This window comes from Chloroflexota bacterium, assembly GCA_013152435.1.
In the GTDB taxonomy this organism is placed as follows: Bacteria; Chloroflexota; Anaerolineae; order DUEN01; family DUEN01; genus DUEN01.
Map to the genome: position 1 here is coordinate 1 of JAADGJ010000064.1, position 23,074 is coordinate 23,074.

General features: G+C 63.9%; 21 protein-coding genes. 2 read left to right on the plus strand and 19 right to left on the minus strand.

Translation table 11 applies throughout. The features are described 5' to 3' along the window. On the plus strand, window positions 1–604 hold a 604-nt coding region (locus GXP39_09235), incomplete at its 5' end, for an SH3 domain-containing protein (GenBank protein NOZ28219.1). A 130-nt stretch (window positions 605–734) separates the two neighbouring features. On the opposite strand, the gene GXP39_09240 is transcribed toward GXP39_09235, so the two are convergent. The 9 genes from GXP39_09240 to GXP39_09280 form a co-directional block, all read right to left on the minus strand. After that, window positions 735–1,766, minus strand: a complete 1,032-nt coding sequence (locus GXP39_09240) for an ABC transporter permease (GenBank protein ID NOZ28220.1) — start codon at window positions 1,764–1,766, stop codon at window positions 735–737. A gap of 5 nt (window positions 1,767–1,771) precedes the next feature. Further along, window positions 1,772–2,566 carry an ABC transporter ATP-binding protein gene (locus tag GXP39_09245; protein ID NOZ28221.1) on the minus strand — a complete coding sequence of 265 codons (795 nt, stop codon included), beginning with the start codon at window positions 2,564–2,566 and terminating at the stop codon, window positions 1,772–1,774. Window positions 2,567–2,680: 114 nt separating this feature from the next. Then, on the minus strand, window positions 2,681–3,814 hold the full coding sequence (locus tag GXP39_09250) for an ABC transporter substrate-binding protein (GenBank protein NOZ28222.1): 1,134 nt from the start codon (window positions 3,812–3,814) through the stop codon (window positions 2,681–2,683). A gap of 567 nt (window positions 3,815–4,381) precedes the next feature. Next, a complete protein-coding gene (locus tag GXP39_09255; protein ID NOZ28223.1) occupies window positions 4,382–5,059 on the minus strand; it encodes a hypothetical protein in 678 nt (225 codons plus the stop codon). A gap of 64 nt (window positions 5,060–5,123) precedes the next feature. Then, window positions 5,124–5,972, minus strand: coding sequence for a hypothetical protein (locus GXP39_09260; GenBank protein NOZ28224.1), 849 nt, complete (start codon window positions 5,970–5,972; stop codon window positions 5,124–5,126). Window positions 5,973–6,066: 94 nt separating this feature from the next. After that, window positions 6,067–7,200: a response regulator gene (locus GXP39_09265; GenBank protein NOZ28225.1), complete on the minus strand. Its 1,134-nt coding sequence runs from the start codon at window positions 7,198–7,200 to the stop codon at window positions 6,067–6,069. A 126-nt stretch (window positions 7,201–7,326) separates the two neighbouring features. Continuing rightward, the gene (locus tag GXP39_09270) at window positions 7,327–7,851 is read right to left on the minus strand and encodes a phosphoribosyltransferase (protein ID NOZ28226.1); all 525 of its coding nucleotides are present in this window, start codon (window positions 7,849–7,851) and stop codon (window positions 7,327–7,329) included. A 14-nt stretch (window positions 7,852–7,865) separates the two neighbouring features. Beyond that, window positions 7,866–8,762 carry a dihydrodipicolinate synthase family protein gene (locus tag GXP39_09275; protein NOZ28227.1) on the minus strand — a complete coding sequence of 299 codons (897 nt, stop codon included), beginning with the start codon at window positions 8,760–8,762 and terminating at the stop codon, window positions 7,866–7,868. 34 nt (window positions 8,763–8,796) lie between these two features. After that, complete coding sequence (locus GXP39_09280) at window positions 8,797–9,678, minus strand: tetratricopeptide repeat protein (GenBank protein NOZ28228.1); 882 nt, start codon at window positions 9,676–9,678, stop codon at window positions 8,797–8,799. 550 nt (window positions 9,679–10,228) lie between these two features. Between GXP39_09280 and GXP39_09285 the strand changes: the two genes are divergently transcribed. Continuing rightward, window positions 10,229–11,557, plus strand: a complete 1,329-nt coding sequence (locus GXP39_09285; GenBank protein NOZ28229.1) for an anaerobic sulfatase-maturation protein — start codon at window positions 10,229–10,231, stop codon at window positions 11,555–11,557. Between the two features lie 16 nt (window positions 11,558–11,573). On the opposite strand, the gene GXP39_09290 is transcribed toward GXP39_09285, so the two are convergent. The 10 genes from GXP39_09290 to GXP39_09335 form a co-directional block, all read right to left on the minus strand. Then, window positions 11,574–12,659: a glycerol-3-phosphate dehydrogenase gene (locus GXP39_09290; protein NOZ28230.1), complete on the minus strand. Its 1,086-nt coding sequence runs from the start codon at window positions 12,657–12,659 to the stop codon at window positions 11,574–11,576. 14 nt (window positions 12,660–12,673) lie between these two features. Continuing rightward, entirely contained in the window at window positions 12,674–13,054 is a 381-nt protein-coding gene (locus tag GXP39_09295; protein NOZ28231.1) for a DNA-3-methyladenine glycosylase I, read from the minus strand. A gap of 759 nt (window positions 13,055–13,813) precedes the next feature. Further along, complete coding sequence (locus GXP39_09300; GenBank protein ID NOZ28232.1) at window positions 13,814–14,089, minus strand: ferredoxin family protein; 276 nt, start codon at window positions 14,087–14,089, stop codon at window positions 13,814–13,816. A 142-nt stretch (window positions 14,090–14,231) separates the two neighbouring features. Further along, on the minus strand, window positions 14,232–15,905 hold the full coding sequence (locus GXP39_09305) for a hypothetical protein (protein ID NOZ28233.1): 1,674 nt from the start codon (window positions 15,903–15,905) through the stop codon (window positions 14,232–14,234). A gap of 88 nt (window positions 15,906–15,993) precedes the next feature. After that, window positions 15,994–16,338: a hypothetical protein gene (locus tag GXP39_09310; GenBank protein ID NOZ28234.1), complete on the minus strand. Its 345-nt coding sequence runs from the start codon at window positions 16,336–16,338 to the stop codon at window positions 15,994–15,996. A 1-nt stretch (window position 16,339) separates the two neighbouring features. Continuing rightward, the gene (locus GXP39_09315) at window positions 16,340–17,368 is read right to left on the minus strand and encodes a dipeptide ABC transporter ATP-binding protein (GenBank protein ID NOZ28235.1); all 1,029 of its coding nucleotides are present in this window, start codon (window positions 17,366–17,368) and stop codon (window positions 16,340–16,342) included. A gap of 8 nt (window positions 17,369–17,376) precedes the next feature. Next, window positions 17,377–18,402: an ABC transporter ATP-binding protein gene (locus GXP39_09320; protein NOZ28236.1), complete on the minus strand. Its 1,026-nt coding sequence runs from the start codon at window positions 18,400–18,402 to the stop codon at window positions 17,377–17,379. A gap of 5 nt (window positions 18,403–18,407) precedes the next feature. After that, the gene (locus tag GXP39_09325) at window positions 18,408–19,571 is read right to left on the minus strand and encodes an ABC transporter permease (protein NOZ28237.1); all 1,164 of its coding nucleotides are present in this window, start codon (window positions 19,569–19,571) and stop codon (window positions 18,408–18,410) included. 16 nt (window positions 19,572–19,587) lie between these two features. Continuing rightward, window positions 19,588–20,586, minus strand: coding sequence for an ABC transporter permease (locus GXP39_09330; GenBank protein ID NOZ28238.1), 999 nt, complete (start codon window positions 20,584–20,586; stop codon window positions 19,588–19,590). A 155-nt stretch (window positions 20,587–20,741) separates the two neighbouring features. Then, window positions 20,742–22,706, minus strand: a complete 1,965-nt coding sequence (locus GXP39_09335; protein ID NOZ28239.1) for an ABC transporter substrate-binding protein — start codon at window positions 22,704–22,706, stop codon at window positions 20,742–20,744. Window positions 22,707–23,074: the final 368 nt, after the last annotated feature.

Genomic DNA, 23,074 nt, shown 5'->3' on the forward strand with positions numbered 1-23,074 from the left:
CCTGCCGCCTGCGACGCCCACCCCGATCCCCACCCCCACGCCCACGACACGCCCGGGCCCCACGCCGACCTTCACCCCCACGCCAGAGCCGGGGACGGCGCTCATGCCGGGGCACCCGGCGCGGGTGGTCGCGGCCGGCGGGCTCAACGTGCGGGAGGAACCCGGGATCGATCAGCAACGCGTGGGACGGTTGGCGCCGGGTGCCCTTGTCCGGGTGTTGGAAGGCCCCGTGCAGGGGGAACAATACCGCTGGTGGAAGGTGCGGGACAAGCGCGGCCTGGAGGGTTGGGTGGCGGATGGCGACGAGGAGGACGAGTGGCTGAGCCCGCAGATCGGCGAGCCACGGCCGGTGAACCGCCCGGTGCTCCGCGGCGATGAGGTCGTGGTCACCACGCAGAAGGGCAAGGTGCTCACCATGCGGTTCGAGGCGGGGCTGGACTCCGTGGTAGCCCGCCGGTTGCGTCCCGGAACCCGGCTCAAGGTCATCGGCGGTCCCGTGGACGTGGATGGCTACCGATGGTGGCAGGTGGTCGATCCCAACGGTCGCCAGGGCTGGGCGGCCGAAGGGGACGAGGAGAACCGCTGGCTAACGCCCATCGAGTAATGCATGGAAGCGGCCGAGCGCGGAAGCCCGGCCCGCTAATGCTTGTTGCAGCAGCGCCAGCTCCCACGCTGGCGCCATCGTATGGTCGAGCGTGGGAGCTCGACCCGCGTGTGTGGCGAGCCGGAGCGATCTATCGCTGCCAGGGCATGACCTTGCGCTGGACCCACTGCAGCCCCTGGGTCAGCAGGACGCCCAGCCCCATGATCACCAGCAATCCGGCGTACATCTTATCGGTCAGGAGCACCTCCCAGTAGTAGAAGGTGAGGAAACCCACCCCCTTCTTGGCCCGCACGAACTCGATGGCCACGATGACGATCAACGCCGTGCCCAGGGCCAGCCGCAGCCCGGCGAAGATCACCGGCAGCGCGCCGGGCAGGATCACATGCCGGAACAGCTGCCAGCGGTTGGCGCCGTAGTTCCGGCCGGCCTGGATGTACACGGGATCGATGTCCCGCACGCCGACCATGGTGTTGATCGCCACCAGGAAGAACGCCGAAATGGCGACGACGGCGATCTTGGGCCCCTCGCCGAAGGGGTTGGGGAAGATCAGCATCATGATGGGGAAGATGGCGATCTTGGGCAGGACGTACACCGCCGACATGGCGGTGTCCAGCATGGCCCGCACGGTTCGGTTCATCCCCATGATCATGCCGAGCAAGATCCCCGGCACGGTGCCCAGGAAGAAGCCGGCGAAGACGCGCACCAGCGTCGTGAGCACATGGCTCTCCGTGAACAGCCGCCAGGCGCTCTCCCATCCCCCGTTGACCAACGCCTGGGGCACCAGCCAGGGGCGCCCGAACAGGCTGGTCTCGTTGAAGCGGTCGTAGCTCACCGTCAGATCCCACAGCGCCGCCAGGATCCGGGTCGGCGGTGGAAACCAGCGAGGGCTCAGATACTCCGCCCGCACGATGAGCTCCCACGCGACCAACAACAGGATCGGGAACCCGATAGCCAGCGCCCGCTCGTAAAGCGTCTCGTATCGGGCCGGGATCTCCCGCCCCACCAGGTCCGCCAGCACCACGACCAGGACGAGATCGCCCGACAGCCCCAGCCACCAATGCTCCTCCCACAGATGCATCAGGAGGGTCGCCAGGTTCCAGAACACCAGGGCGAGGACGACCAGGATAATCTTGTGCGTCGAAGTCAGACGAAATTCCCTCACGGCTCTCATGGCTCTCCCGCCAACTGTTCGGACATGGCGCGCATCACTTCCTCATGGAGCGCTTCCCAGATGGTGTAGGTCAACCGGCTGAACTCCGGCGTGCCGATCGTCTTGACCGAGCGCGGCCGCGGGATGTTCACATCGAAGGTGGCCTTGTTGGTGCCGGGATGGGCCGTCATAAGCACCACCCGATCGCCCAGCAGGACCGCCTCGTCGATGCTGTGAGTTATGTAAACTACCGTCTTGCGATTCTCCTCCCAGATGCGCAACAGCTCCTCCTGGAGCACCATACGCGTCTGGGCATCGAGGGCGCCCAGCGGCTCGTCCATCAGCAACACCTCCGGATCGTTGGCCAACGCCCGAGCGATGCTGACCCGTTGCTTCATGCCGCCGGAGATCTGATGCGGGTAATAGTCGGCGAACTTGCGCAACCCCACCCGCTCCAGCCAATCCCTGGCGATCTCGTAACGCTCCTTCTTGGGGATCCCACGCATCTCCAGGCCGAAGGCGACGTTGTCGATCACCGTCTTCCAGGGAAAGATGGCGTACTCCTGGAAGACCACGTTATTGAGCGGCTTGCTGGGATCATCGCCGGGGATGATCTTGACCTCGCCCGAGGTCAGGGGCTCCAGCCCGGCCAGGATGCGCAGGAACGTGGATTTGCCACAGCCGGATGGCCCGACGATGCAGACGAACTCGCCGTCCTCCACCGTCAGGTTGAAATCTTGGATCGCCGTCACCGGCCCGCGAGCCGTCACGTAGGTCTTATGCACGCCACGCGCCAGGATCTTGATCGCCATGCACACACCCCAATCATCACCCCATGCGCGCCGACAGGGGCGAGCCGGAGGCCCGCCCCTGCTGCGCACGATCAGGGCGGATCATCCGCCCTGCGGAAGCGCATCGCGCTTCCGTCATTCCGGATACTCGCCCAACAGCTCCAGCGCCTTGTCGACGAAGGAGGTGTCCACGACCTTGGACAGGTCGATGGGCTCGGTGTAGTTGGTTCGCCCATTCTCGCGATGGACCCTCTCGACGTCGGCCAGTCCCTCGACCGGAATCCGCAGGTTCGGATCGTAGATCACGGGCCGGCCTGTCCGGATGGCCTCCTCCGTGGAGTTGACAAACTTCAGGTAGGCGGCCATGTTCTCGTCCGAGAGGTAGTCATCGCCCTGCATCATGCGCGCCGCCTCCATCAGGGCCAGGACGAAGCGCTGGGCGACCTCCGGCCGATTCTTGACGAAGTTGCCGGACCCCACGAAGGCCACGGTCATCAGCCCCGGAGCCAGGTCCTCGGCGATGGGCACGGCATGCCCGGCCTTGATCACCTGATCCGCATAGGGGGAGCCCAGCAGGCCAGCGTCGATGGCGTCGTTCTCGAAGGCCGCCGGCATGTCCGCGTTGCCGATCTGGACGATCTCGACGTCCCGGATGGTCAGGCCGCCTCGCTCCAGCGCCTTGGACGCCAGGTACTCGCCGCCGCTCCCGGGGCCGCCGGCCAACCCCACCCGCAAACCGGCGAGATCGGAGATGTCCTTCACCGTGCCATCATCCACCAGGTCCTTGCGCACCAGGAACTTCGTCGGGCTGTTCTCGAACGGCTCCAGGGCCCCAGGGGCGATGATCCGGATGTCCAGGCCCTGATTCCAGCCGTTCCAAAGCGACGTGACGATGGCGATGCCGCCCACATCGATGGTGCCCTCGGTGAGGAAGGCGATCGCCTCCGTGCCGGACTTGACGCGCTCGATCTCCACGTCCAGCCCGTACTTCTCGAAGATGCCACGCCCCGCCGCCACGTACATGGTGGCGAACTTCATGATGGGCACATAGGCCACCTTGACCTTCTCGGGCGGGTCCAAGGGTGGGAGGACCGTCTCCGCCGCCTCTTCAGCCGCCGGCTGTTCCTCCGCGCCGGCGGCCTCCTCAGCCGCAGCGGGCGCCTGCTCCTCCGCCGCCGGTGGCGCCGCCGGAACGACGCAGGCCGACAGGGCGAGGCTCAAGAGCAGCGTGAGACTCACCAGAACCAACACAGGCTTCCTGCAACACATACAGCCACCTCCTTAAATTGTATATGAGCGAACGAGAATTCCCTCTGTGGTTCCGAACAGAAAGCCCATTCGGGGATCACGGGCTATCCCCGACGAGGAGTGATGCAGGGAGATGAAATGGGCGCATCTCGCGGCGTAGCGAGAGGAAGCAGTCGTTGCTTACAGGTTTGGATAGGTCCTTACAGCGGAGAGGACATCGCGCAGTCAGGCTGTCGCGATGCCGCTATTTTACCCTCGGTTGTGGGATTTGTCTAACATCCCCCCGCCAGGGTAACGTATCCCTCAAAGTGTGTTTGAGAAATGCCGTTGCTCCTGCCATGAGGAGCCCCTTCGGAAAAAGCCCTTCTTCTGTCTTCGACCTGCCCGGCCTCGGCCCGGGCCCTTCAGAAAGGGCCGAGAAAGGCAGGTGCAGGCCGGAGAAGCGGGGTTTCCGTGGAGGGAAGGCCCCCTCCACACCTCCCCCTGTGGAGTTGGTCGTTGGGGGAGACCTTCAGACACGCTCTCACTCCCCCCGAGGGCTGGCGCCCTTCACGCAAACCCGGCCTGCGCGCGATCGAATGGAAAGGATCACCGCAGGAGGCTTGCGATCTGACCGCCGATCTGGCGGAGGCTATCCAGGGGGAGAAAGTAGACGAACAAGACGGGATAAAGGGCGAAAAACCCCAGCTGGAACACCACCAAGGGCACCAGGATGAAGATCAAAACGATCATGCGCAGCAGGTCCCGGACGAAGATGAACCGGGTGAAATCGGAGGAATCGACGGAGAGAGCATCCCGGACGTAGGCCGGAAGCTGGGAGAGCCCGCTGGTGACCAGGAACGGCCAGCGCTCGGTCAACGTGCGGGATAGCGTCGCCGGAAGGGAACGGGTGATGGGCTCCAGAGGCGCGCCCGTCAGGTCCCACGCGATCATCGTGAAGATGACGTCCAGAAAGCCAGCGAAGATCGCATAAGCGAACAGGAGGAGGAAGAACCCTCCTGCCAGGGACTGCAAGGCGCTCGTTATCCTGGATCGCCAGGACGCCTCCTCCTGCCGAAGGGACTCCGCCGCCTGATTGACGAGGAGGTAGATGCCGCCCAACATGAGCCCCGCCATCCAGAAGCTCCAGGCCAGCTCCCGGGCCGACCAGCGCTGCCGGGTGGCCAGCCACAGGGTCACCAGAAAGGAGGCCAGCCGCACCCACGGCTCCCATGATTGCGCTCGGGGGAGCCCCATATCCTCATCTGCGATGATCTTTGCGAACACGGTCGGCACGCTCCAGCAGGGCAGCCGGACGGGAGCCCCTCCCAGGATGCCCCCCAACGCCCTGCTACGTCATCACGGGGCGATGCGTCGCCAGGTAATCCCGGTAGTACGACTCGAACGCCTCCATGAGGCGTCGGGTGATGGGCCCCACCCGGCCGGCGCCGATGGGCTGTCCGTTGATGCGCACCAACGGCATCACGTGGCGGCTGGTGGAGGTGATGAACGCCTCATCCCACCGGGAGACATTGTCCTCAGGAAGGAGCTCATATGAGACAGGGATACCCTGCTCCCCGGCCAGGCGCAGGACGATCTCTCGGGTAACACCGGAGAGGATCGTCTCCTCCGGCGGGGTCAGGATACACCCGTCCCGCACGGCGAACAGGTTGCTGCTGGCCCCTTCGTAGATATGGCCGCCGTGGGCCAGCAGCCCCTCGTGCGCCCCGGCCATCTGCGCCTGTCTGCGCGCCAGGAAGTTCACCAGCGTGTTGAGGGACTTGGCCTGAGGCAACGCCCGGGCGCCGTGGAAAACGATCGCGGTGGCGCCGACCTCATACAGGGCCCTTGAGAACGAGCGAGAGACCTCGGGCCATATGAAGGCCAGAGCGGGCTCCTGTCCGTTGGGCCCGAGGACATACAAACGGATCAGGCAGGTAGGGCTGCGGTTCGCTCGCAGCAGCGGCGGCATCCAGGAGGCGATCGCCTCCAGGCCGGCCGGGAGGGGCATATCCAGGAGATGAGCCGAATGGGCGAGGCGTTGAAGATGATCCTCCAGGTGGAAGATCACCCCCTCCTCGCACTGAATGGACTCGTAAACGCCAAAGGCCGTATACAGCGCCGGGTTGAAGACCGAAACCTGAGCTTGATCGGCGGGGATCAGTTCGCCGTTACGACACACGTAGATGGGCAGCGACATTCACGTATCTCATCATGTACACGCCGGGTTGGCGGCGAGAGTGGACGCGGATATCCATGCGAGCCCCCGCACAGAGGGCAACGCCAGAGGCAAGTCAGGGACCACGCTGTGTCTCTCGCTCAGGCGAGGCCACAACCTCACGGGCCAGGCTCACGATGCGACGCGCCAGGGCCGACCGCGGGGAGTTCTGCACCAACGGGACCCCCTGGTTAATGGACAGGACCACCGGCTCCGGCTCATCAGGCAGGCGGGAGCGGGCCTTCGTACGCAGCAGCTCCTCGATCTCACGCGTCCCGATCCCCCCGTGAATCCCCTCGCGATTGATGATCAGGTGCAGGCGATCGCCGAAGAGCGCGCGGCGGCTCTCCTGTTCCAGATAGAGGGCCGCCCGCCGCAGGACCGGCAGCTCCGGCGTCACCACGAACAGGAGCTCATCCACGATCTCCAAAGGTTCCAGCCACTCACGGTCCACACGGAAGCCGGCATCGACGATGATGTAGTCCACCGTCCGTCCCACAATGTCCAATACCGGCTCCAGGGCGGACGGGGAAAGGGCGGCCGCGTCGAGCGACTGCGCGCCCGGGACCACCCGGATACCGGAGGCGTGATTCAGGACCACCTGCTCCAGCATCTGCGTATCCAGGTCGTCGATGGTGGAGGCCAGCTCCTCCAGAGTATGCTTGGGGGTCAGGTTCAACGCGGTGGGGACATCCCCCATGGGCAGGTGCCAATCCAGCAGGGCGACCTCCCCCTCATCCTGCTGCTTAATGGCCACCGCCAAGTTGATCGCCAGCATCGTGACCCCAACACCGCTCTTGCTGCCCAGCACGGCGATGATGCGCGCCGGCCGGGCGTAGATCGGCCGGAGGTGAGTCTCGATACGGGCCAACAGCTCCCGGGAGTCAGCGGGCTTGGTGATGTAATCATTCGCACCAACCCGCAACCCCTTCACTTTATCCGCCACCTGGTCGGCGGCGGAGAGCATGATTACAGGGATCTCCGCCCCCTCCGGCAGCCTGCGCAGCCGGCGGCACGTCTCAAATCCGTCCATCTCCGGCATCATGATGTCCAACAGGACGAGATCAGGCCGCTCGGTGCGGATCTTCTCCAACGCCTCAGCCCCGCTGGCGACCGTGATGACGTCGAAACCGGCCACCTGAAGCGTCAAGGCGAGCAAGCGCCGCAGATCGGGATCGTCGTCTACAACCAGGATCTTGCGCTTAGCCAAGCAACCCTCCTCGATTTCTCAGGGCCCATGGCGCGCCGTGAAGCCCCCCTCGTCCACGGCCGCAAAGCCCCTCCTCTGTGGATAGCGGCCTCCCGTGAGCCTCGCCCTGTGCATCCGGCCGCAGGATCACGCAGGCGGGGGAGGCGCAGGCGGCAAATGCACCAGGTCGTCCCGCCGCCATATCTCCCACGGATACACGATCCATGCGTTGGTGACGGCCGCATAGTAGTCCGGGCCGGACGAGCTCAACAACGAGCGGCCGGGCTTGTAATGCAACACGGCCAGCTCCGGGTATCCCCCCTGCGACTCGATGCGCGCCCGCACGGCGGTAATGGTGCGCCCGCTGTCCCAGATGTCGTCCACCACGAGCACGCGCCGCCCGAAGATCTGCTCCTCGGACGGGAATTGGAGGAAAGTGGGCCAGGCCAAACGGGCTTCCGGCCGCTGCCCCGCTGGGGGAAACGCCACAGCCGCCGTCAACACATCGCGAATGTCCAACGCCTCGCTGATGATCCCCCCGGGCACGATCCCCCCACGTGTGATCATGACCAGCGCGTCGTACGGACCGGCCAGCTGTGGCAGAAGATGGTCGATCAGCCCGTCCACATCCTCCCAGGTCAATACCTCGACATGCTCAGGTTGTTCCGCCACGGCCCTACACTCGCTTAGGCAGTTTCCAAAAGCCCCAGGCACTCCAGCCCCTGTCCCAGCGCCTCACGCTGGCTCGGGCTCAGTTCCACGTTTGGGGGACGCGTGGCCGTCTCGGGCAGGCCAGCGATCCGATGCAAGGCGTACTTCACCGCCGCCTGCACCGGGTAATCGGCCAACAGGCCACGAGACCGCGACAGGCGCTTCTGCAGAGATTCAGACGCATCGGTGCCCGCCGCCCGCCGGATCGACTGGATGAGGTCCGGCATCAGGTTCGCCATCACCGTGATGGTCCCGGCCGCCCCCTCCGAATACGCAAAAGCGGCCAGATCATCGCTGCCGCAGAAGATCCGCAGCGATGGATAGCGCTGGATATAGGCTCGCAAGCCCTCCGGATCCCGGCTGGAGTCCTTGAGCCCTCCCACGCACTCCGCATGCGTCTCCATGAGGCCATCCAGCAGCTCATGCGTCACCGGCACACCGCTGACCTGTGGGATATGGTAGAGGAAGATCTGCTGCCCGGGCTGCAACGCCTGGTCGCAAAGCCGTCGGAAGTAGTCGATCAGCCCATCCACCGGGGCGCTGCGATAGTAGAACGGCGGCAGGACCAGCACGCTATCGGCGCCCGCCTGCAGGGCGTGCCGAGTCAAGGCGACGGTATCCGCCAGGCTGGGTGTCCCCGTGCCCGGGATCACCGCCATCCCATCCGCATGGGACACGACGTAGTCGATCAGCCGACACCGCTCCTCAAACCCCAACGACGGGCCCTCGCCCGTGGTACCGGCAGGCACCACGCCATCGCAGCCTCGCTCCCTCAGAAACGCCAGATGGCGCCCCACCCACTCCAGGTCCACCTCGCCATCAGGTCGAAACGGGGTCACCGTGGGGCAGAAAACACCGGCCAAATCTCGCATGATGCTCCCTCTCCAAAGGTCCTTTCCATGAGAATCATCGGCGCGCCGGGCGGCGACGAGCGCCGGCCAGCGGCTGGCTTAACAGCATGGCGAGCCGCTGCAGCTTATTCCGCCATCCCTCCTGATGCCGACGCACCTCGCTCAGGTCGTCTCGATGGGCGGCCAGCTCCGCCTCGTTCTCATCCACCGCCCGCCCACGGGCGTAGAAGTTCAGCGCCCGCTCGCGATCGTCCTGTAGCCAGGCACACAGCCCACGATTGTAAAGCGCCCGCACGAAATCCGAGCGCAATTCCAGCGCCCGATCCAGCAGCCTTGCCGCCTCCTCCAGGTCCCCCATCAGGATCTCGAGATAACCGAGGTTGTTATGAGGAGTCGCCTCATCCGGCGCCAGGTCGATAGCCCGACGGAAGGCCTCCCGGGACCGCTCCAGCTCGTGGCGATAATAATACAGGTAGCCCAGGGATGTATACAGATCGGCCGACTCCAGCCCAAGCTCGATGGCCTTCTGGAACGCCTCCAGCGCCTCATCGTAGCGATCGAGCGACATCAGCACATCCCCAAGATGCCCCCAGAGCTGCGCATCCTCCGGAGCCATCTCCACGGCCCGCTGACAGTACGGCAGGGCCTCCGCATCTCGCCCCGTCTCGTGCAACACGTGGATCAGGCCCCCCAGCGCGTCCGCCGAGCGAGGGTCCGCCTCCACGGCCAACCGATACGCCCGCACCGCCTCCACATATCGCCCCAGTGCGCTCCAGGCGTCTCCCAGTGCGCGCTGAGCCTCGGCGGTATCCGGCGCAGCACGGGAGGCCAGGATCGTCGCGCGCCGGGCGGTAACGGGATCACCGGAGGCCAGGCTCTCCTGCGCCACCGCCAAAAGCCCCTGCCAGTCATCCCGAGCAACCTGACTCAACCCCATTGCAACGACCACCCCCAAAACGTGATTCGCGCACCAACCAGGATGCGCTATCGGCAGCTGTAACACACCGGTCCATGGAAGAGGGGAACACCAGCGGGGAAACGATCCACAATATCTCGTGTGATCCGATACAAATCACACGAGATATTGTAGAGAAACCTCCGCACGCTGTCCTCCTGACAACCACGACGCGATGCAGAAGTACCTACCAAACGCATTCTACCACAAAACACATTTTATGCCCACCATTTTCGCGCAGAGTAGCGCTACGTTTACCAGCCCTCGTCTGCTGCTGCACGAGCGGTCGCACCTGAAAGGGGAGGTGCGGAGGGGAAGCCCCTCCGAGCTACCCCAGAGATGCGGGGCCACGCATCCATATCGCTTACCTTGATACCAATGGGGCGATTCATGAATCGCCCCTGCCCCGGCAACACCCATGAGGGAGATTGCCTCTGCTTCGCATGTGCTATAATACGCCCATCCGGCGGCGCCTGATCCATCGGCCCGCCATCCATCCCACACCAAGGCACGATGGAACATGAAACAAGCGATGCCATCATCCATCACCGGCGCATCGACCCACGTCCCCCCGGCCTTCCACGTCATGGTGAAGCCGCGAGGGGCCATCTGCAACCTGGCCTGTGAATACTGCTACTTCCTCTCCAAAGAGCGGCTCTACCCCGACAGCGCATTCCGCATGTCCCCCGAGCTGTTGGAGAGCTACACCCGCCAATACATCGAGGCCCAGCGCGTGCCCGAGGTCACCTTCGCCTGGCAGGGCGGCGAGCCGACCCTCATGGGGCTGGACTTCTTCCGGCTGGCCGTGGAGCTCCAACAGAAATACCGTAAGCCGGGCATGCGTATCCTAAACGCGCTCCAGACCAACGGCACCACCCTGGACGACGAGTGGTGCCGATTCTTCCACGAGCACAACTTCCTCATCGGGATCAGCCTGGACGGCCCGCGTGAGATCCACGATGTCTATCGACACGACAAGGGCGGCAAGCCCACGTTCGATCGGGTGATGCGTGGCGTGGAGTTGATGAAGAATCACGGCGTCGAGTTCAACATCCTGTGTACCGTGCACGCCGCCAACGCCGATCACCCACTGGAGGTTTACCGCTTCTTCCGGGATGAGGTGGGCGCCCAGTTCATCCAGTTCATCCCCATCGTGGAGCGGGACAACGAGACCGGCTTTCAGGAGGGAGACAAGGTCACCGAGCGCTCCGTCACCGGGAGACAATACGGGGATTTCCTCATCGCCATCTTCGACGAGTGGGTGCGCCGGGACGTCGGCCGGATGTTCGTGCAGATCTTCGACGTATCATTGGCCGCCTGGGCCGGGATGCGCCCGGGCTTGTGCGTCTTCGAGGAGACGTGCGGAACGGCCCTGGTCATGGAGCACAACGGAGATCTCTTCACCTGCGATCACTTCGTGGAGCCCCGACACAAGCTGGGCAACATCCAGGACATCCCGCTCATCGAGATGGTGGGCTCGGAGAAGCAGCGAACGTTCGGGCTGGACAAGAGGGACAGGCTGCCTCACTACTGCCGGGAGTGCGAGGTCCGCTTCATCTGCAACGGCGGCTGTCCGAAAAACCGCCTCCTGCGCACGCCCGACGGCGAGCCGGGGCTCAACTACCTCTGCGAGGGATACAAGGCGTTCTTCACCCACATCGACCGGCCCATGCGGATCATGGCGGCCGAGCTGAGGGCCGGCCGCCCGCCGGCGAACATCATGCGCATCCTGGCGGAAGAGGAGGCGGAGCTACAGCGCCGATTCGCCCGCGCCCGCCGAAACGATCCCTGCCCCTGCGGCAGCGGGCTGAAGTTCAAATACTGCCATGGCCGCAAGCGCGCACGGAGGGGCAACTCATGAATCGCCCCTCCGCTTCTCATGCCGGCCGATGCCACAGCGAGGGCGCCGTACCCTGGAAGAAATCGTCCAACGGCAGGTCTACCGGCCGGCCGTGCACGACGATATCCACCAGCGCCCGCAACAACGGGAACTCCTCCGGGCCGATGACGCCGCGCTCCGTGAGCTTCGGCAGCGCCTTCCCCATCTCACGAATGATCTCCGCCGCCTCCAACGTCTCGCCCGCCATGATCTCCCGAGCCTCGGCGAAGGTGTGCCCCATGCCCAACAGCCGGCCCAACCGCACCGTCCGCCCGCCCATGCACGTCACGTACAGATCGCCCGGAGCGGGCAGTCCGTAGGCGAACGCCCGCGTGCCCCCCACGATCTGCAACATGCGATCGATCTCCGTGCACCCCTGGGCAAACGTGGCCGCGGCCAGATTGTACATGTGCGCGCCGGCCGTATCCGGCCCCCCTTCCCGCTCCAACAACCCGGCGGCCAGCCCCACGCCCAGCGTGTACGCGTTCTTCAGCGCCGCGCACACCTCCAATCCCACCAGATCGGTGGTGGTCCACACGTGATAGTAAGGGGTGCGGAAGATCCCGGCCAGCCGCTCGACGGCCTCACGATCCCGGGAGCCGAAGATCACACAGGTCTGGCGACGGCCGGCCAGCTCTCCGGCGATGCACGGCCCGCCGATGGCGGCCAGCTTCACCTGGTCCCGGATCCCATCCGGCAGCTCGCCGGCCAGCACATCCGGCAGGATCATGGGGTCCCCGTTCTCGGCCGCCTCCAGCCCCTTGGTCACGGCGATGATCAGCTGCCCCGGCCGCAGGTAGGGGCCGATGGTCCGCCCGATCCAGTGGACGCCCTGGGAGTTCACGCCGCTGACGATGACGTCCACGCCGTCCAGCGCCTGGGCGATCTCCTCGACGTAGTAAGGCTGCACGCCATCGGGAAGCGGACGCCTCAGCCGGGGGTGAAAGCGCCGCTCCTTACAGCTCTTGATGATGTCGCCGTCCAGATGGGTGCCGACCAGCCGCACGGCGTGTCCGTTATCGCTGAGGGGCCACGCGGTGGCCGTCCCCATCAGGCCCGCACCGACGATCGCCACGTTCGCCACGATGTCCTCCTCGATCAGCGCTCGTCCCAGCTCGGCACATCCTCATCCACACACCACAGGAACACGTAGCATCCCGTCCGCCCCAGGTGGCGGAACCGGCGGGTCAGGATGCGCTTGCGTTCCTCGTAGCTCAGGCCGTCCAGCGAGCGCAGGTAGTTGTAAAAGGAGCCATGTTTTGCGATCAGCTCCTGCATGATCCGGGCGTTCTCGATGGTGGCCATGATCTTCCGGCCGTTGCGCACGATCCCCGGGTCGGCCAGGAGCCGATCCAGATCCCGCTCATCATAGGCGGCCACGCGATCCACGTCAAATCCATCGAACGCCCGGCGAAAGTTGGGCCACTTGGCCCGGATCACATCCCAACTGAACCCGGCCTGGAAGATGGCCTTCGTCATCTGCTCCAGATAGCCCGCGTCGTCGGCCGGCCGCTTTCGCTCCGGGATCTCAATGCTTCGTGGCACCACACCTCACCTCCCGTTCCCGCCGAGCCTCTCTTTCGGCAAGCTGCCTCGTCGGCGGTCGTGTATCTTTTTCGGTGAAAACAGGCGAGGGTCATATCTCGAGTCTTTACACCCACCCATACGCGCTCAAAGCGGACAACAGTCCGCCCTGTGTCGCCGGACTGTTGTCCGGCGGAAGCTTGGAGTGTGCCTGAAAAATGCCGTTGCTTCTGCTGCGGGGAGGCCCAGAGGGGCTCCAGCCCTCCGGAAAAAGCCCTTCTCCCGCCTTCGACCTGCCTGACCTCGGCCTGGATCCTTCGGAAAGGGCCGAGAAAGGCAGGTACAGGCCGGAAAAGTGGGATTTCCGTGGAGGGGAGACCCCCTCCACACCTCCCCCGTAGAGCTGGTAGCTGAGGAAGACCCTCGGACACCTTGTCGGTAAATTTTCAGGCACGCCCTTAGAAAATGCTGTTGCTTCTGCTGCGGGGAGGCCTGGAGGGGCTCCAGCCCTCCGGAAAAAGCCCTTCTCCCGCCTTCGACCTGCCTGGCCTCGGCCCGGGCCCTTCGGGAAGGGCCGAGAAAGGCAGATGCAGGCCGGAAAAGTGGGTTTCCCGCAAGTTGATGCGAATGGAACCTTGTTGGATACACCCCCTCGTCGACATGAAAGGGCCCCTGCCATAGGACAGGGGCCTGGGGTCGAAGAGGACGAACAGATCAGACCATATCCAGCGCTGCGTAACCCGGTCCTTCCGAGAAGAAGCGGGCATTGATCTCAGCAAAGTGCTGCATGTCCTCCGGCAAGTCCTCGATGGCCATGATGGCCCCGGTCTCGCACTCGGCCTCGCAGGCGCCGCAATCAATGCACGACTCCGGATCGATGTAGTACGTCGGCCACTCGTCCTCCGGCATCCCGGGGACGATCCCATCCACCGGACACACCTCGGCACAAGCTCCATCGCGAATGCAGGCATCGGTGATGACATGCGGCATGATCTACACTCCTTGGGTGGGATTGGTGGTCTTCACGGCACATTCTATCGATGCCTCCCCACGTGAGCTATGATCTAGCGCACCTTCCGGAGAGTTCCCATCCCCCACCCGAGGAATCCGAGAGACCTCGCCGCGCGGCCGATCAGACCAACTCGATCGACACGGAGATCGGATCATCGCGCAAGGGCACGCTTAGGACGGCCACACCCTCGTCGAGCGGGGCCGCTCCGTCCTTGGCATAGGGATTAAAGGGCAGGACGGGCCAGGTGAACGTGCTCTCCGACGGCATGTGGAGCCGCCAGCCATGATGCGACACCCAACCGCCCGCGCGCTCAGCGCTCAGAGCCAGGCGCTCGCTACCCAGGACGAACTCCCCACCAGCGCCTGTCTGCAGCGCCTCCCCGGGGTGCAGTTTGAACAGCAACTGCCCGCGAGCACCTCCCGCAGGAGCGCCATGCAGGCGCACCTCGATGCGGTCCTGATCCACCACGCTCGCCTTCACGGAGCAGGGTCGGTCTGCGTACGTGAGCATCACAACGTCATCGGCATCCCCCGGATGCAGCGCGGCCGCGCTGGGCAGGTACACCGCATTCGATCCCTCGCCGATCACGAACGTGCTCCACTCCGGCTGCCCCTTGGAATTGCCTCCCCCCACGATGAGGCCGGTGCGCTCGTGCCAGACGCTGATGAAGTTCTGCCGATCCTGGCCCCAACGGTTGTCCACCGGCGGGGTGACGATGCCGCTCAGACAGTAGAACCATCCACGCGAGCGCCGGATGATCGCATGCCCTTCGTCGTGGATATGATACTCAGGACGATCCTGTGGGATCGGCTCCTCCGGGCCCACACGATAATGGGCATAGGCGGATGCGAGTCGGGGGCTGAGGCCGTAGTCGACGTTCACGATCCGCTTGCCACCCGGGGTCACCACGTAAGACACATGTGGCCCCGGCTGCTCCTCTCTCCGCCGCAGCATGTTCTCCACCAGAAGGCGCACATACCGCCGGCCACGAGGGAAGAGGCGGAAGGCCACTTGAGCGGTATCCGGGATCCGGTCGTGGTACTTGACCCGTCCATCGATGGTCTCAACGGCGCGGCCGTCAGGATAGGTATAGCGGATATGGAACTCCGTCGCCCGCTCCAGACAGGGGAGGACGCCCTCATCGCCGGAGAAGATGTGGTACAGGCCAATGGCGTGCACATATACGAAGTTGTACGTGGTGGTGGGGCCGTGATGCTCACGCCAATATCCCTGGGGCGTCTGCTCCTGCACCGCCCTGTAGATCACCTCCCGCCCCTGGTCCTGCCACGCAGGCCGCTCAAAGACCTGCCCGGCCCGGTAAAGCGCCATGCCATTCCAGGTGGGTATGTTGTGTACGGCGGCCTTCTCCAGCTCGCCGGCGATGCCCGTATAGGCGAGGATCAGGCCATCCTCCCAACGAGCGCGCCGCTGCGGGTCCAGGAGATTCTGCAGCAGGGCATACGTCTCCAGCCAGTGATACATGGACCAGGGCATATATGTGGGGCCCCACTTCGACCCATCCACCTTGACGAACTCCACCCGGCCGTCGGGGTATTGAAAGTCACGCCAGGCGTCCGCACCCCGAAGGACATAGCGCAAGATGCGCTCATCGCGATAATAGGGGTTCCCTATGTCATCGGTGAGATAGAGCAAGGCCAGGGGATAGACGATGTCCTGGTTGGTCACAGCCCAGCCGCCATCGGTCAAAAAGCGGCCGGTACGCTCATCAAAACGCTCCAGATTCCGCTCGACGTCCCGCGTCAGGATACGGAGGTACGCCCGCCGCACGTCCATGAGGTCGCCTCCTTTTCACATCTCACCGGGCACAAAAAACAACCCGGAGTCCCAAAGCCTCCGGGCAGGGGCCGAACCCCTCTCCGCACTACAGTGTCAGCACGTGAACCCCCCACGCCACGGCCAGGATGGCCAACTCGATCAGAGTCACGCGCAGGAATCGCCTGGCCAGCACACCCTTTGCGGCGCCGGTACGATAGTAGGACTCCATATACAGGATCCCTACCAGCCAGATCAGGCCGAAAAACACGAACAACCACTTGTCCGCAGCGCCATAGCCCCACTTGCCGAGGCGCAACATCACGTACAATCGCAGGATGGCCTCTCGGGCGCCGATGAGGTCGGCTATCCCCAGGGCGCCAGTGATCCCCCACGCCAGATAGATCGCCGCGTATCGCGCTGCCGTTCGAATCGTCGTCGCCCTCCATATCACGCTAGTCGACGCCCCGCAGGGACAGCTGATCGGCGAGGTGGCAGGAGACGAAATGATCGGGCGAGATCTCCCGCAGAGGCGGCTCCTCCACCGAGCACACCTCCTGCGCGTACCGACAGCGGGGGTGGAAGTAACAGCCGTCGGGAGGGTTGGAGGGATCAGGCACATCGCCGGTGAGGATGATCCGCTCCCCCTTCGCCATGGGGTCTGGACGACGCACGGCGGAGAGCAACGCCTCCGTATATGGATGCTTGGGGCTGAAGAACAACTCCTCCGTCTCCGCCGTCTCCACCAGCTTGCCCACATACATGACGGCCACGTGGTCGCTCACATGCTCCACCACGCTCAGGTCATGGGCGATGAAGATGTAGGACAGGTGAAGCTGCTCCTGGAGGTCCTGCAGCAAGTTGAGCGTCTGCGCCTGAATGGACACATCCAGGGCCGACACCGGCTCATCCGCCACGATCAGCCGCGGGTTGAGAGCGAGCGCCCGGGCGATCCCGATCCGCTGCCGCTGGCCGCCGCTGAAGGCGTGCGGATACCGGCGCATATACTCGGGGCGAAGGCCCACCAGGCGCAGCAACTCCGCCACCCGGTCTTCCACCTCCTTGCCTCGCGCCACATTGTTGACGATCAGGGGCTCGCCCACGATGTCAAGCAAGGTCATACGGGGGTTCAGGGAGGAATAGGGATCCTGGAAGATCATCTGCATGTTGCGGCGCAGGTAGCGAAGCTGCTCCGGATCCGCCTGCACCACATCCACCGGGCCCAACCGCTCATCATGAAAGATGATCTCCCCGCTCGTCGGCTGGACCGCCCGCAAAATGCACCGCCCCGTCGTCGTCTTCCCACACCCGCTCTCCCCTACCAGGCCCAGGGTCTGGCCCTCCGGCACCATGAACGTCACCCCGTCCACGGCCTTCACGTAACCGACGACGCGGCGCAGAAAGCCGCGCACGATCGGGAAATGCTTCTTCAGATTCCGAACCTCCAGGATGGGCCTGTGGTTTCTCTCCCCAGACTCAGCCATTCCCCCTCCTAATACAGGAAACACTTCACCAGATGCCCATCCCCCACGTCCACCATCGGAGGGTCCTCCACGTCGCAGACGCCGGGCATGAAACGGCGGCATCGGGTGTGAAAGGCGCATCCGGCCGGGATGTTGTACGGGTCCGGCACCATCCCCTCGATCGTATCCAGCCGGGTCCTCCGCTTGCGTCCCAGCTTGGGAATGGAGCGCAGGAGAGCCTGCGTATAAGGATGCTTCGGATCGTAGAAGAGCGAGTAGACATCCGCCCGCTCCATGAGCTTGCCCAGGTACATCACGATGACCTCTTGCGCCATCTCCGCGATCACCCCCAGGTCATGGGTGATGTACAGGATGGCCATGCCCATCTCCCGCTGCAGCGTCTGCATCAGGTCCAGGATCTGGGCCTCGGTCGTCACATCCAGAGCCGTGGTGGGCTCGTCGGCGATGAGCAGGCTGGGCTGACAGACGAGCGCCCGGGCGATCATGGCCCGCTGGCGCATGCCCCCCGAAAGCTCCCACGAATACCGCCTCAGGACGTCCTCCGCTCGCGGCAGCCCACAGCGGGATAACATGTCAATGGCGATCTCTTTTGCCTGTTCTTTCGTCACGTCCCGATGAAGGAGGATGCTCTCCATGATCTGATTGCCGATGGTATGCACGGGTGAGAAGGAGGTCATCGGCTCCTGGAAGATCAAAGCGATCTCAGCGCCTCGAATGGAGCGGATCTTCCTGCCACGCGGGTCAAGCTGGGTCAGATCCACCACCACATCCACCTCGCTACCGCCATTGCGCCTCACGCGCCGGTGGAACAGGATCTGCCCCTCGACGATGCGGCCGGGAGGTGGCACGATGCGCAGGATCGACTGGCCGGTCACGCTCTTGCCGCAGCCGCTCTCCCCGACGACCCCCAGGGTCTGACCATGCTGGATGTCGAAGGTCACCCCATCCACGGCGCGTACCGTCCCCTCATCGAGGAAGAAATAGGTCTTGAGGTCCTTCACCTCCAACAGGAGGTCCTTGCCGCCATCAGCCATCTTCTCTACCTCGCGTACGGATCAGCGGCATCACGGAGGCCATCCCCCATGAAGTTGAAGGCGAGAATGGCGACCACCACGAAGAGGGCCGGGATGAGAAGCCACGGCGCCAGGGCCACGGTCTGCAGATTCTGCGCTTCCTGCAACAGAACCCCCCAGCTGATCGTCGGCGGCCGCAAGCCCAGGCCGAGAAAGGAGAGGCTGGTCTCGCCCAGGATCATGCCCGGGATGGCGAGCGTGAGCGAAGCGATGATGTAGCTCAGGAAGGAGGGCAGCATGTGCCGCACGATGATGCGAAATTCGCTGGCGTTCACGATCCTCGCCGCCGTGATGAAGTCCTCCTCCCGTACGGCCAGGAAGCGCCCGCGCACCACGCGGGCCAGTCCCGTCCAACCGATGAGCGAAAGGAGCACGACGATCGCGAAGTAGCGCTGCACGGACGACCACTCGCGGGGTAGGGAGGCGCTCAACGCCATCCACAGCGGGATGGTGGGGATCGACCGCAGGAATTCGATCACCCGCTGAATGATGATGTCCGGCATCCCTCCCCAATAGCCCGAGATCCCCCCCATCAGGATGCCGATGATGAAGCTGAGGAACACGCCGATCAGGCCGATGGAGAGGGAGATGCGCGCCCCGTAGAGGATCCTGGAAAACATGTCCCGCCCCAGCCGATCCGTGCCCAACAGGTGGATCCGCATGTCCTTCACATCCGGCCCCAGGCCGAACAGATGCACGTCGGTCTCAAAGAGTCCCCACATCTTGTACGGGTCACCGCGCACGAAGAAGTAGATCGGGTATATCCGCTCCGGATCGCTCTCGTAACGGATCACGTACGTCTCGGGATCCCGAGTGCGCTCAAGCCCGTACACGAACGGACGTAGGCGGAATTTGCCCTCATGGACGAAGTGGATTCGCTGAGGGGGCACGAACGTGAACCGCCTCGCGTAATCGTTCGGATCATACGGGGAGAGAAACTCGCAAAAGATGGCGAGGAGGTAGAAGATCAGGATCACGACCGTGCCCACGTTGGCCAGCTTATGCTTGCGGAAACGCCACCACATAAGCTGCCACTGGGAGGCGACGAATATCCTCTCCTCTTCCTCCACCCGTGGTCCGACCGGGGAGATCGGCTCTTTTTTCAATACCTCGCTGACTGCAGGTGGCATCTTCGTCGACAGCTCCTTATCTGGACTCGACATGCTCGAAACGAATGCGCGGATCGACGATCACCAACAGGATGTCGGAGATCAAAGTGCCGATGACGGTCAACACGCTCAGGAGCATCACGAAAGATCCAGCCAGGTACATATCCTGCGACAGCAGCGCCTTCAACAGGAGCGGGCCGGTGGTGGGGAGGCTTAACACGATGGCGACGATGGTGGTGCCGGAGATGAGGCCGGGCAGCATCCAGCCGATGGTGCTGATGAACGGGTTCAGGGCCAGGCGCACCGGATACTTCAGGAGGAGTCGGGTCTCGGAGAGCCCGTTGGCCCGGGCCGTGATGACGTAGGGCTGCCGCAGCTCGTCGAGGAGGTTGGCGCGCATGGTGCGGATCATGCCAGCCGTGCCGCTGGTGCCGATGATGATCATCGGCACCCAGATGTGCTTCAGGGTATCCGCGATCTTGGCCCAGGTCCACGGCTGGCCGATGAATTCGGGGCTGTACAGCCCCCCGACGTTGACACCGAAAGAGCTCCACACCCACCACAGGATCACCAGGGCCAGGAGGAAGTCGGGAATACCAATGCCCAAGAAGCCGATAAAGGTGAAGATATAGTCACTGAGGGAATACTGATGAGTTGCCGAATAAATGCCGATGGGCATGGCCACAGCCCAGATGAAAAGCGTGCTGGACAGCGAGATCAGAGCGGTCAGCCCGACACGATCCAGGACCAGCTCCCGCACCGGCCGGTTCCATTCGAAGGAGACACCGAAGTCCCCGCGCACGAAACGGCTGATCCACTTCCAGTAACGCACGTAGATGGGCTGCCCAAGGCCATACTTCTGTCGCAAGGCCGCCAACTCCGCCTCGTTCAACTGCTCTCCCTGCTCCTCTAGCTGGGCCACATAGCTGCTGAGATAGTCGCCCGGTGGTAACTCGATAATGGCATACGAGACGATGGAGATCAGGATGAGCGTAGGGATCACATAGATAATGCGACGCACGATGAATTCCAACATACCGCTTTCCTCCTGGTGAGGCCTCGTGGATCGCCCACCCGACTATGTGGGAAAGTGGAGGGCACAATGAACCCCAACGGGATGCGCCCCCCACTTTCATCGAAGGGGGAGAACGGAAGCCCCCAGGCGCATACGGCCATCGCCCCAGGGCGGACTCAGGCCTGTCGGATGAAGTACTGCTCCGCCCACGCATCCGAGTCATGCAGCACGCAGTAGTTCACCTCGGGCACGTTGCGGAAGTTGTTCTTCACGATGCGGATATTCGGACCGGGGCCAAGGGTCAGGACCTCCCACACGTTCTTGAGGTCCAGGCGCTCGATCTCGGACAGCAGCTCCACCTGCTTCGCCGTATCCACGGTGACCTTCGCCTGATCGAACAGTTCCTGAGCGCGCCGGGCATCCCCCGTGGGCTCCACGCCCTGGGTCCCGCCGCTCTGGTACCACAGCCCCCACGCCGGCGCCCAGTACGTGCTGTGGGCCACCGGAGCATAGGATCGCAGGTACACGAAGCGGGCCAGGCCGCCGATGCTGTCCTTCACGTAGGCGCAGAAGGCATACTCGTGGGAGAAGATGCGCGGCCACCACAGATCGTAGCTGATCTCCTCCAGGGAGGTTCTGATCCCGATGGCCTCCCAGTAGCTGGCGACGAGCTCCGCCGCGTCCATGAGGGTCTTGTTGGAGAACACGTCGACCTTGGCGACCAGCTGCTCCCCATCCGGGCGCAGGCGATAGCCATCCGAGCCCATCTCCAGCCCCATCTCGTCCAGGAGCGCCTTGGCCTGCTCGGGGTCATAGGTCAGGTGGGCGAAGAGTTCGGACTCGTCCCGGATGTTGGGGAAGGCGGCCTGCACGGGAGCCCGCTCGCCGAGGTAGATCAGGTCATTCACCTCATCCCGGTCGATGGCCAGGTTGAGCGCCTTGCGGAAGCGGATGTCCTGAATGATCGACAGCATCACATCATCCCCGACCAGGGTCTGGTTGGGGAAGATGGTGAAGGCCATGGGATGCTCCGCCAGCGCCTTGATGACCCGATAGTCGCCCTTCTCACGGTTCTCCATGAAGAGCGGCAGATCGCTGAACGACAGATTACGCCACTGCGCGCTCAACTCGCCCGCGATCACCTTGAGGGTGATCATCTGCTTGTCCTCCACGGCCTGCAGGCGGACGCGATCGATGTAGGGTAGCTGGTTGCCCTCCGGGTCGATCTTGAAGAAGTAGGGGTTGCGCTCGAAGATCCAGGGCGGCCCCAACTCCTTCAGCTGCCACGCCCGCAGCACGGGCAGATCCGGGTTGGTGGTGGGGCTCATCTTGTCCCAGAACAACTGGTCCCACGTCTCAAACCCGGCGTCCTTGACCATCTGATCCAGCTTGCCCTGATCCGCATACTTGGCGTGGAACTGCTTCAGGTAATGCGCCGGATACTCCAGGCCGCCGCGGCCGCCCCACACATAGGCCATATAGAGCAACAGCAGGCCGTGAGGCTTGGCGAACTTGTACTTGACGGTATAGTCATCGATCTTCTCCACCACGCCCAGCTCATCGCCGGACTGCATCCAGGAAGGCTTGGCTGGGGAGAGATCATCGTTCAGGACCACATCCTCATACCAGAAGAGGATATCGTCTGCGGTGAAGGGTTCGCCGTCAGACCACCGATGGCCCTCACGGAGATAGAAGGTGAACTCCGTGCCATCCTCGGAGACCTCCACCTTCTTCGCCACATTGGGTCGATAGGTCTGACAGGCCTCGTCGAACGTGATCCACAGCTCGTTGTCATAGCTCATGGCGCCGTTGACGTCCGCCTGGCCGGTCACCGCCTGATCCCAGATGCCGCCATACTGGCCGATCTCCTCGATGACCTGGACGACGACCGGATCATTGGGCAGGCGCTCATCCACCGATGGCAACTGGCCCGCCTTCACCAGCTCGGCCAGCATCGGCGCCTCGTTGTATTGCGTCGTGGGCATGGCCGGGGCAGCCGGGGCAGCCGGCGCCTCAGGGGTCGGTGTGGGAGTAGGTTCCGGAGCCGGGGTTGAGGGGGCACACGCCGCCGATACCATTCCCGCCGTCACCACCGCGGACAGGCGAAGGAACTCCCTACGGCTAAGCTCTCGCTTCGGCATAATTCACCTCCTGACCTCCTGACAACCGGGAGAGCGATGCCCTCCTCGGATCGGACAGCCGCTAGGGTCACACCTTATCCCATCACCTCCTCTCGCCAGCGCCATGATGCAATCCCCGGCTCGAGGTGCTCCACATCCCCACCATCTCCCGCGGGCGGGATGCCCCAGGGATACAGCGCAGCACGGAATTGCGGACACGAAACAGGGGGAGAGCTCTCTGGCCGTCCCTTCCCCGGCACAAGAACGGGGAGGAAAGACCCTGGAACAGGATCGCTTGTCTAATCTGGCTATGGGGTTTCCGATGCAACGACGCGTACAGCCGCCTGAACCGACAGACAGAAGGATATGCCTCTGTTGCGCAAGGGAGT

Excerpts from the sequence above, each read along its gene's own strand:
- GXP39_09260 (NOZ28224.1), bottom strand. The coding sequence starts at position 5,972 with ATGTCGCTGCCCATCTACGTGTGTCGTAACGGCGAACTGATCCCCGCC.
- GXP39_09285 (NOZ28229.1), top strand. The coding sequence starts at position 10,229 with ATGCCATCATCCATCACCGGCGCATCGACCCACGTCCCCCCGGCCTTC.
- GXP39_09325 (NOZ28237.1), bottom strand. The coding sequence starts at position 19,571 with ATGCCACCTGCAGTCAGCGAGGTATTGAAAAAAGAGCCGATCTCCCCG.
- GXP39_09275 (NOZ28227.1), bottom strand. The coding sequence starts at position 8,762 with ATGCGAGATTTGGCCGGTGTTTTCTGCCCCACGGTGACCCCGTTTCGA.
- GXP39_09335 (NOZ28239.1), bottom strand. The coding sequence starts at position 22,706 with ATGCCGAAGCGAGAGCTTAGCCGTAGGGAGTTCCTTCGCCTGTCCGCG.
- GXP39_09250 (NOZ28222.1), bottom strand. The coding sequence starts at position 3,814 with ATGTGTTGCAGGAAGCCTGTGTTGGTTCTGGTGAGTCTCACGCTGCTC.
- GXP39_09300 (NOZ28232.1), bottom strand. The coding sequence starts at position 14,089 with ATGCCGCATGTCATCACCGATGCCTGCATTCGCGATGGAGCTTGTGCC.
- GXP39_09280 (NOZ28228.1), bottom strand. The coding sequence starts at position 9,678 with ATGGGGTTGAGTCAGGTTGCTCGGGATGACTGGCAGGGGCTTTTGGCG.
- GXP39_09305 (NOZ28233.1), bottom strand. The coding sequence starts at position 15,905 with ATGGACGTGCGGCGGGCGTACCTCCGTATCCTGACGCGGGACGTCGAG.
- GXP39_09245 (NOZ28221.1), bottom strand. The coding sequence starts at position 2,566 with ATGGCGATCAAGATCCTGGCGCGTGGCGTGCATAAGACCTACGTGACG.
- GXP39_09315 (NOZ28235.1), bottom strand. The coding sequence starts at position 17,368 with ATGGCTGAGTCTGGGGAGAGAAACCACAGGCCCATCCTGGAGGTTCGG.
- GXP39_09295 (NOZ28231.1), bottom strand. The coding sequence starts at position 13,054 with ATGACGAAGGCCATCTTCCAGGCCGGGTTCAGTTGGGATGTGATCCGG.
- GXP39_09320 (NOZ28236.1), bottom strand. The coding sequence starts at position 18,402 with ATGGCTGATGGCGGCAAGGACCTCCTGTTGGAGGTGAAGGACCTCAAG.
- GXP39_09330 (NOZ28238.1), bottom strand. The coding sequence starts at position 20,586 with ATGTTGGAATTCATCGTGCGTCGCATTATCTATGTGATCCCTACGCTC.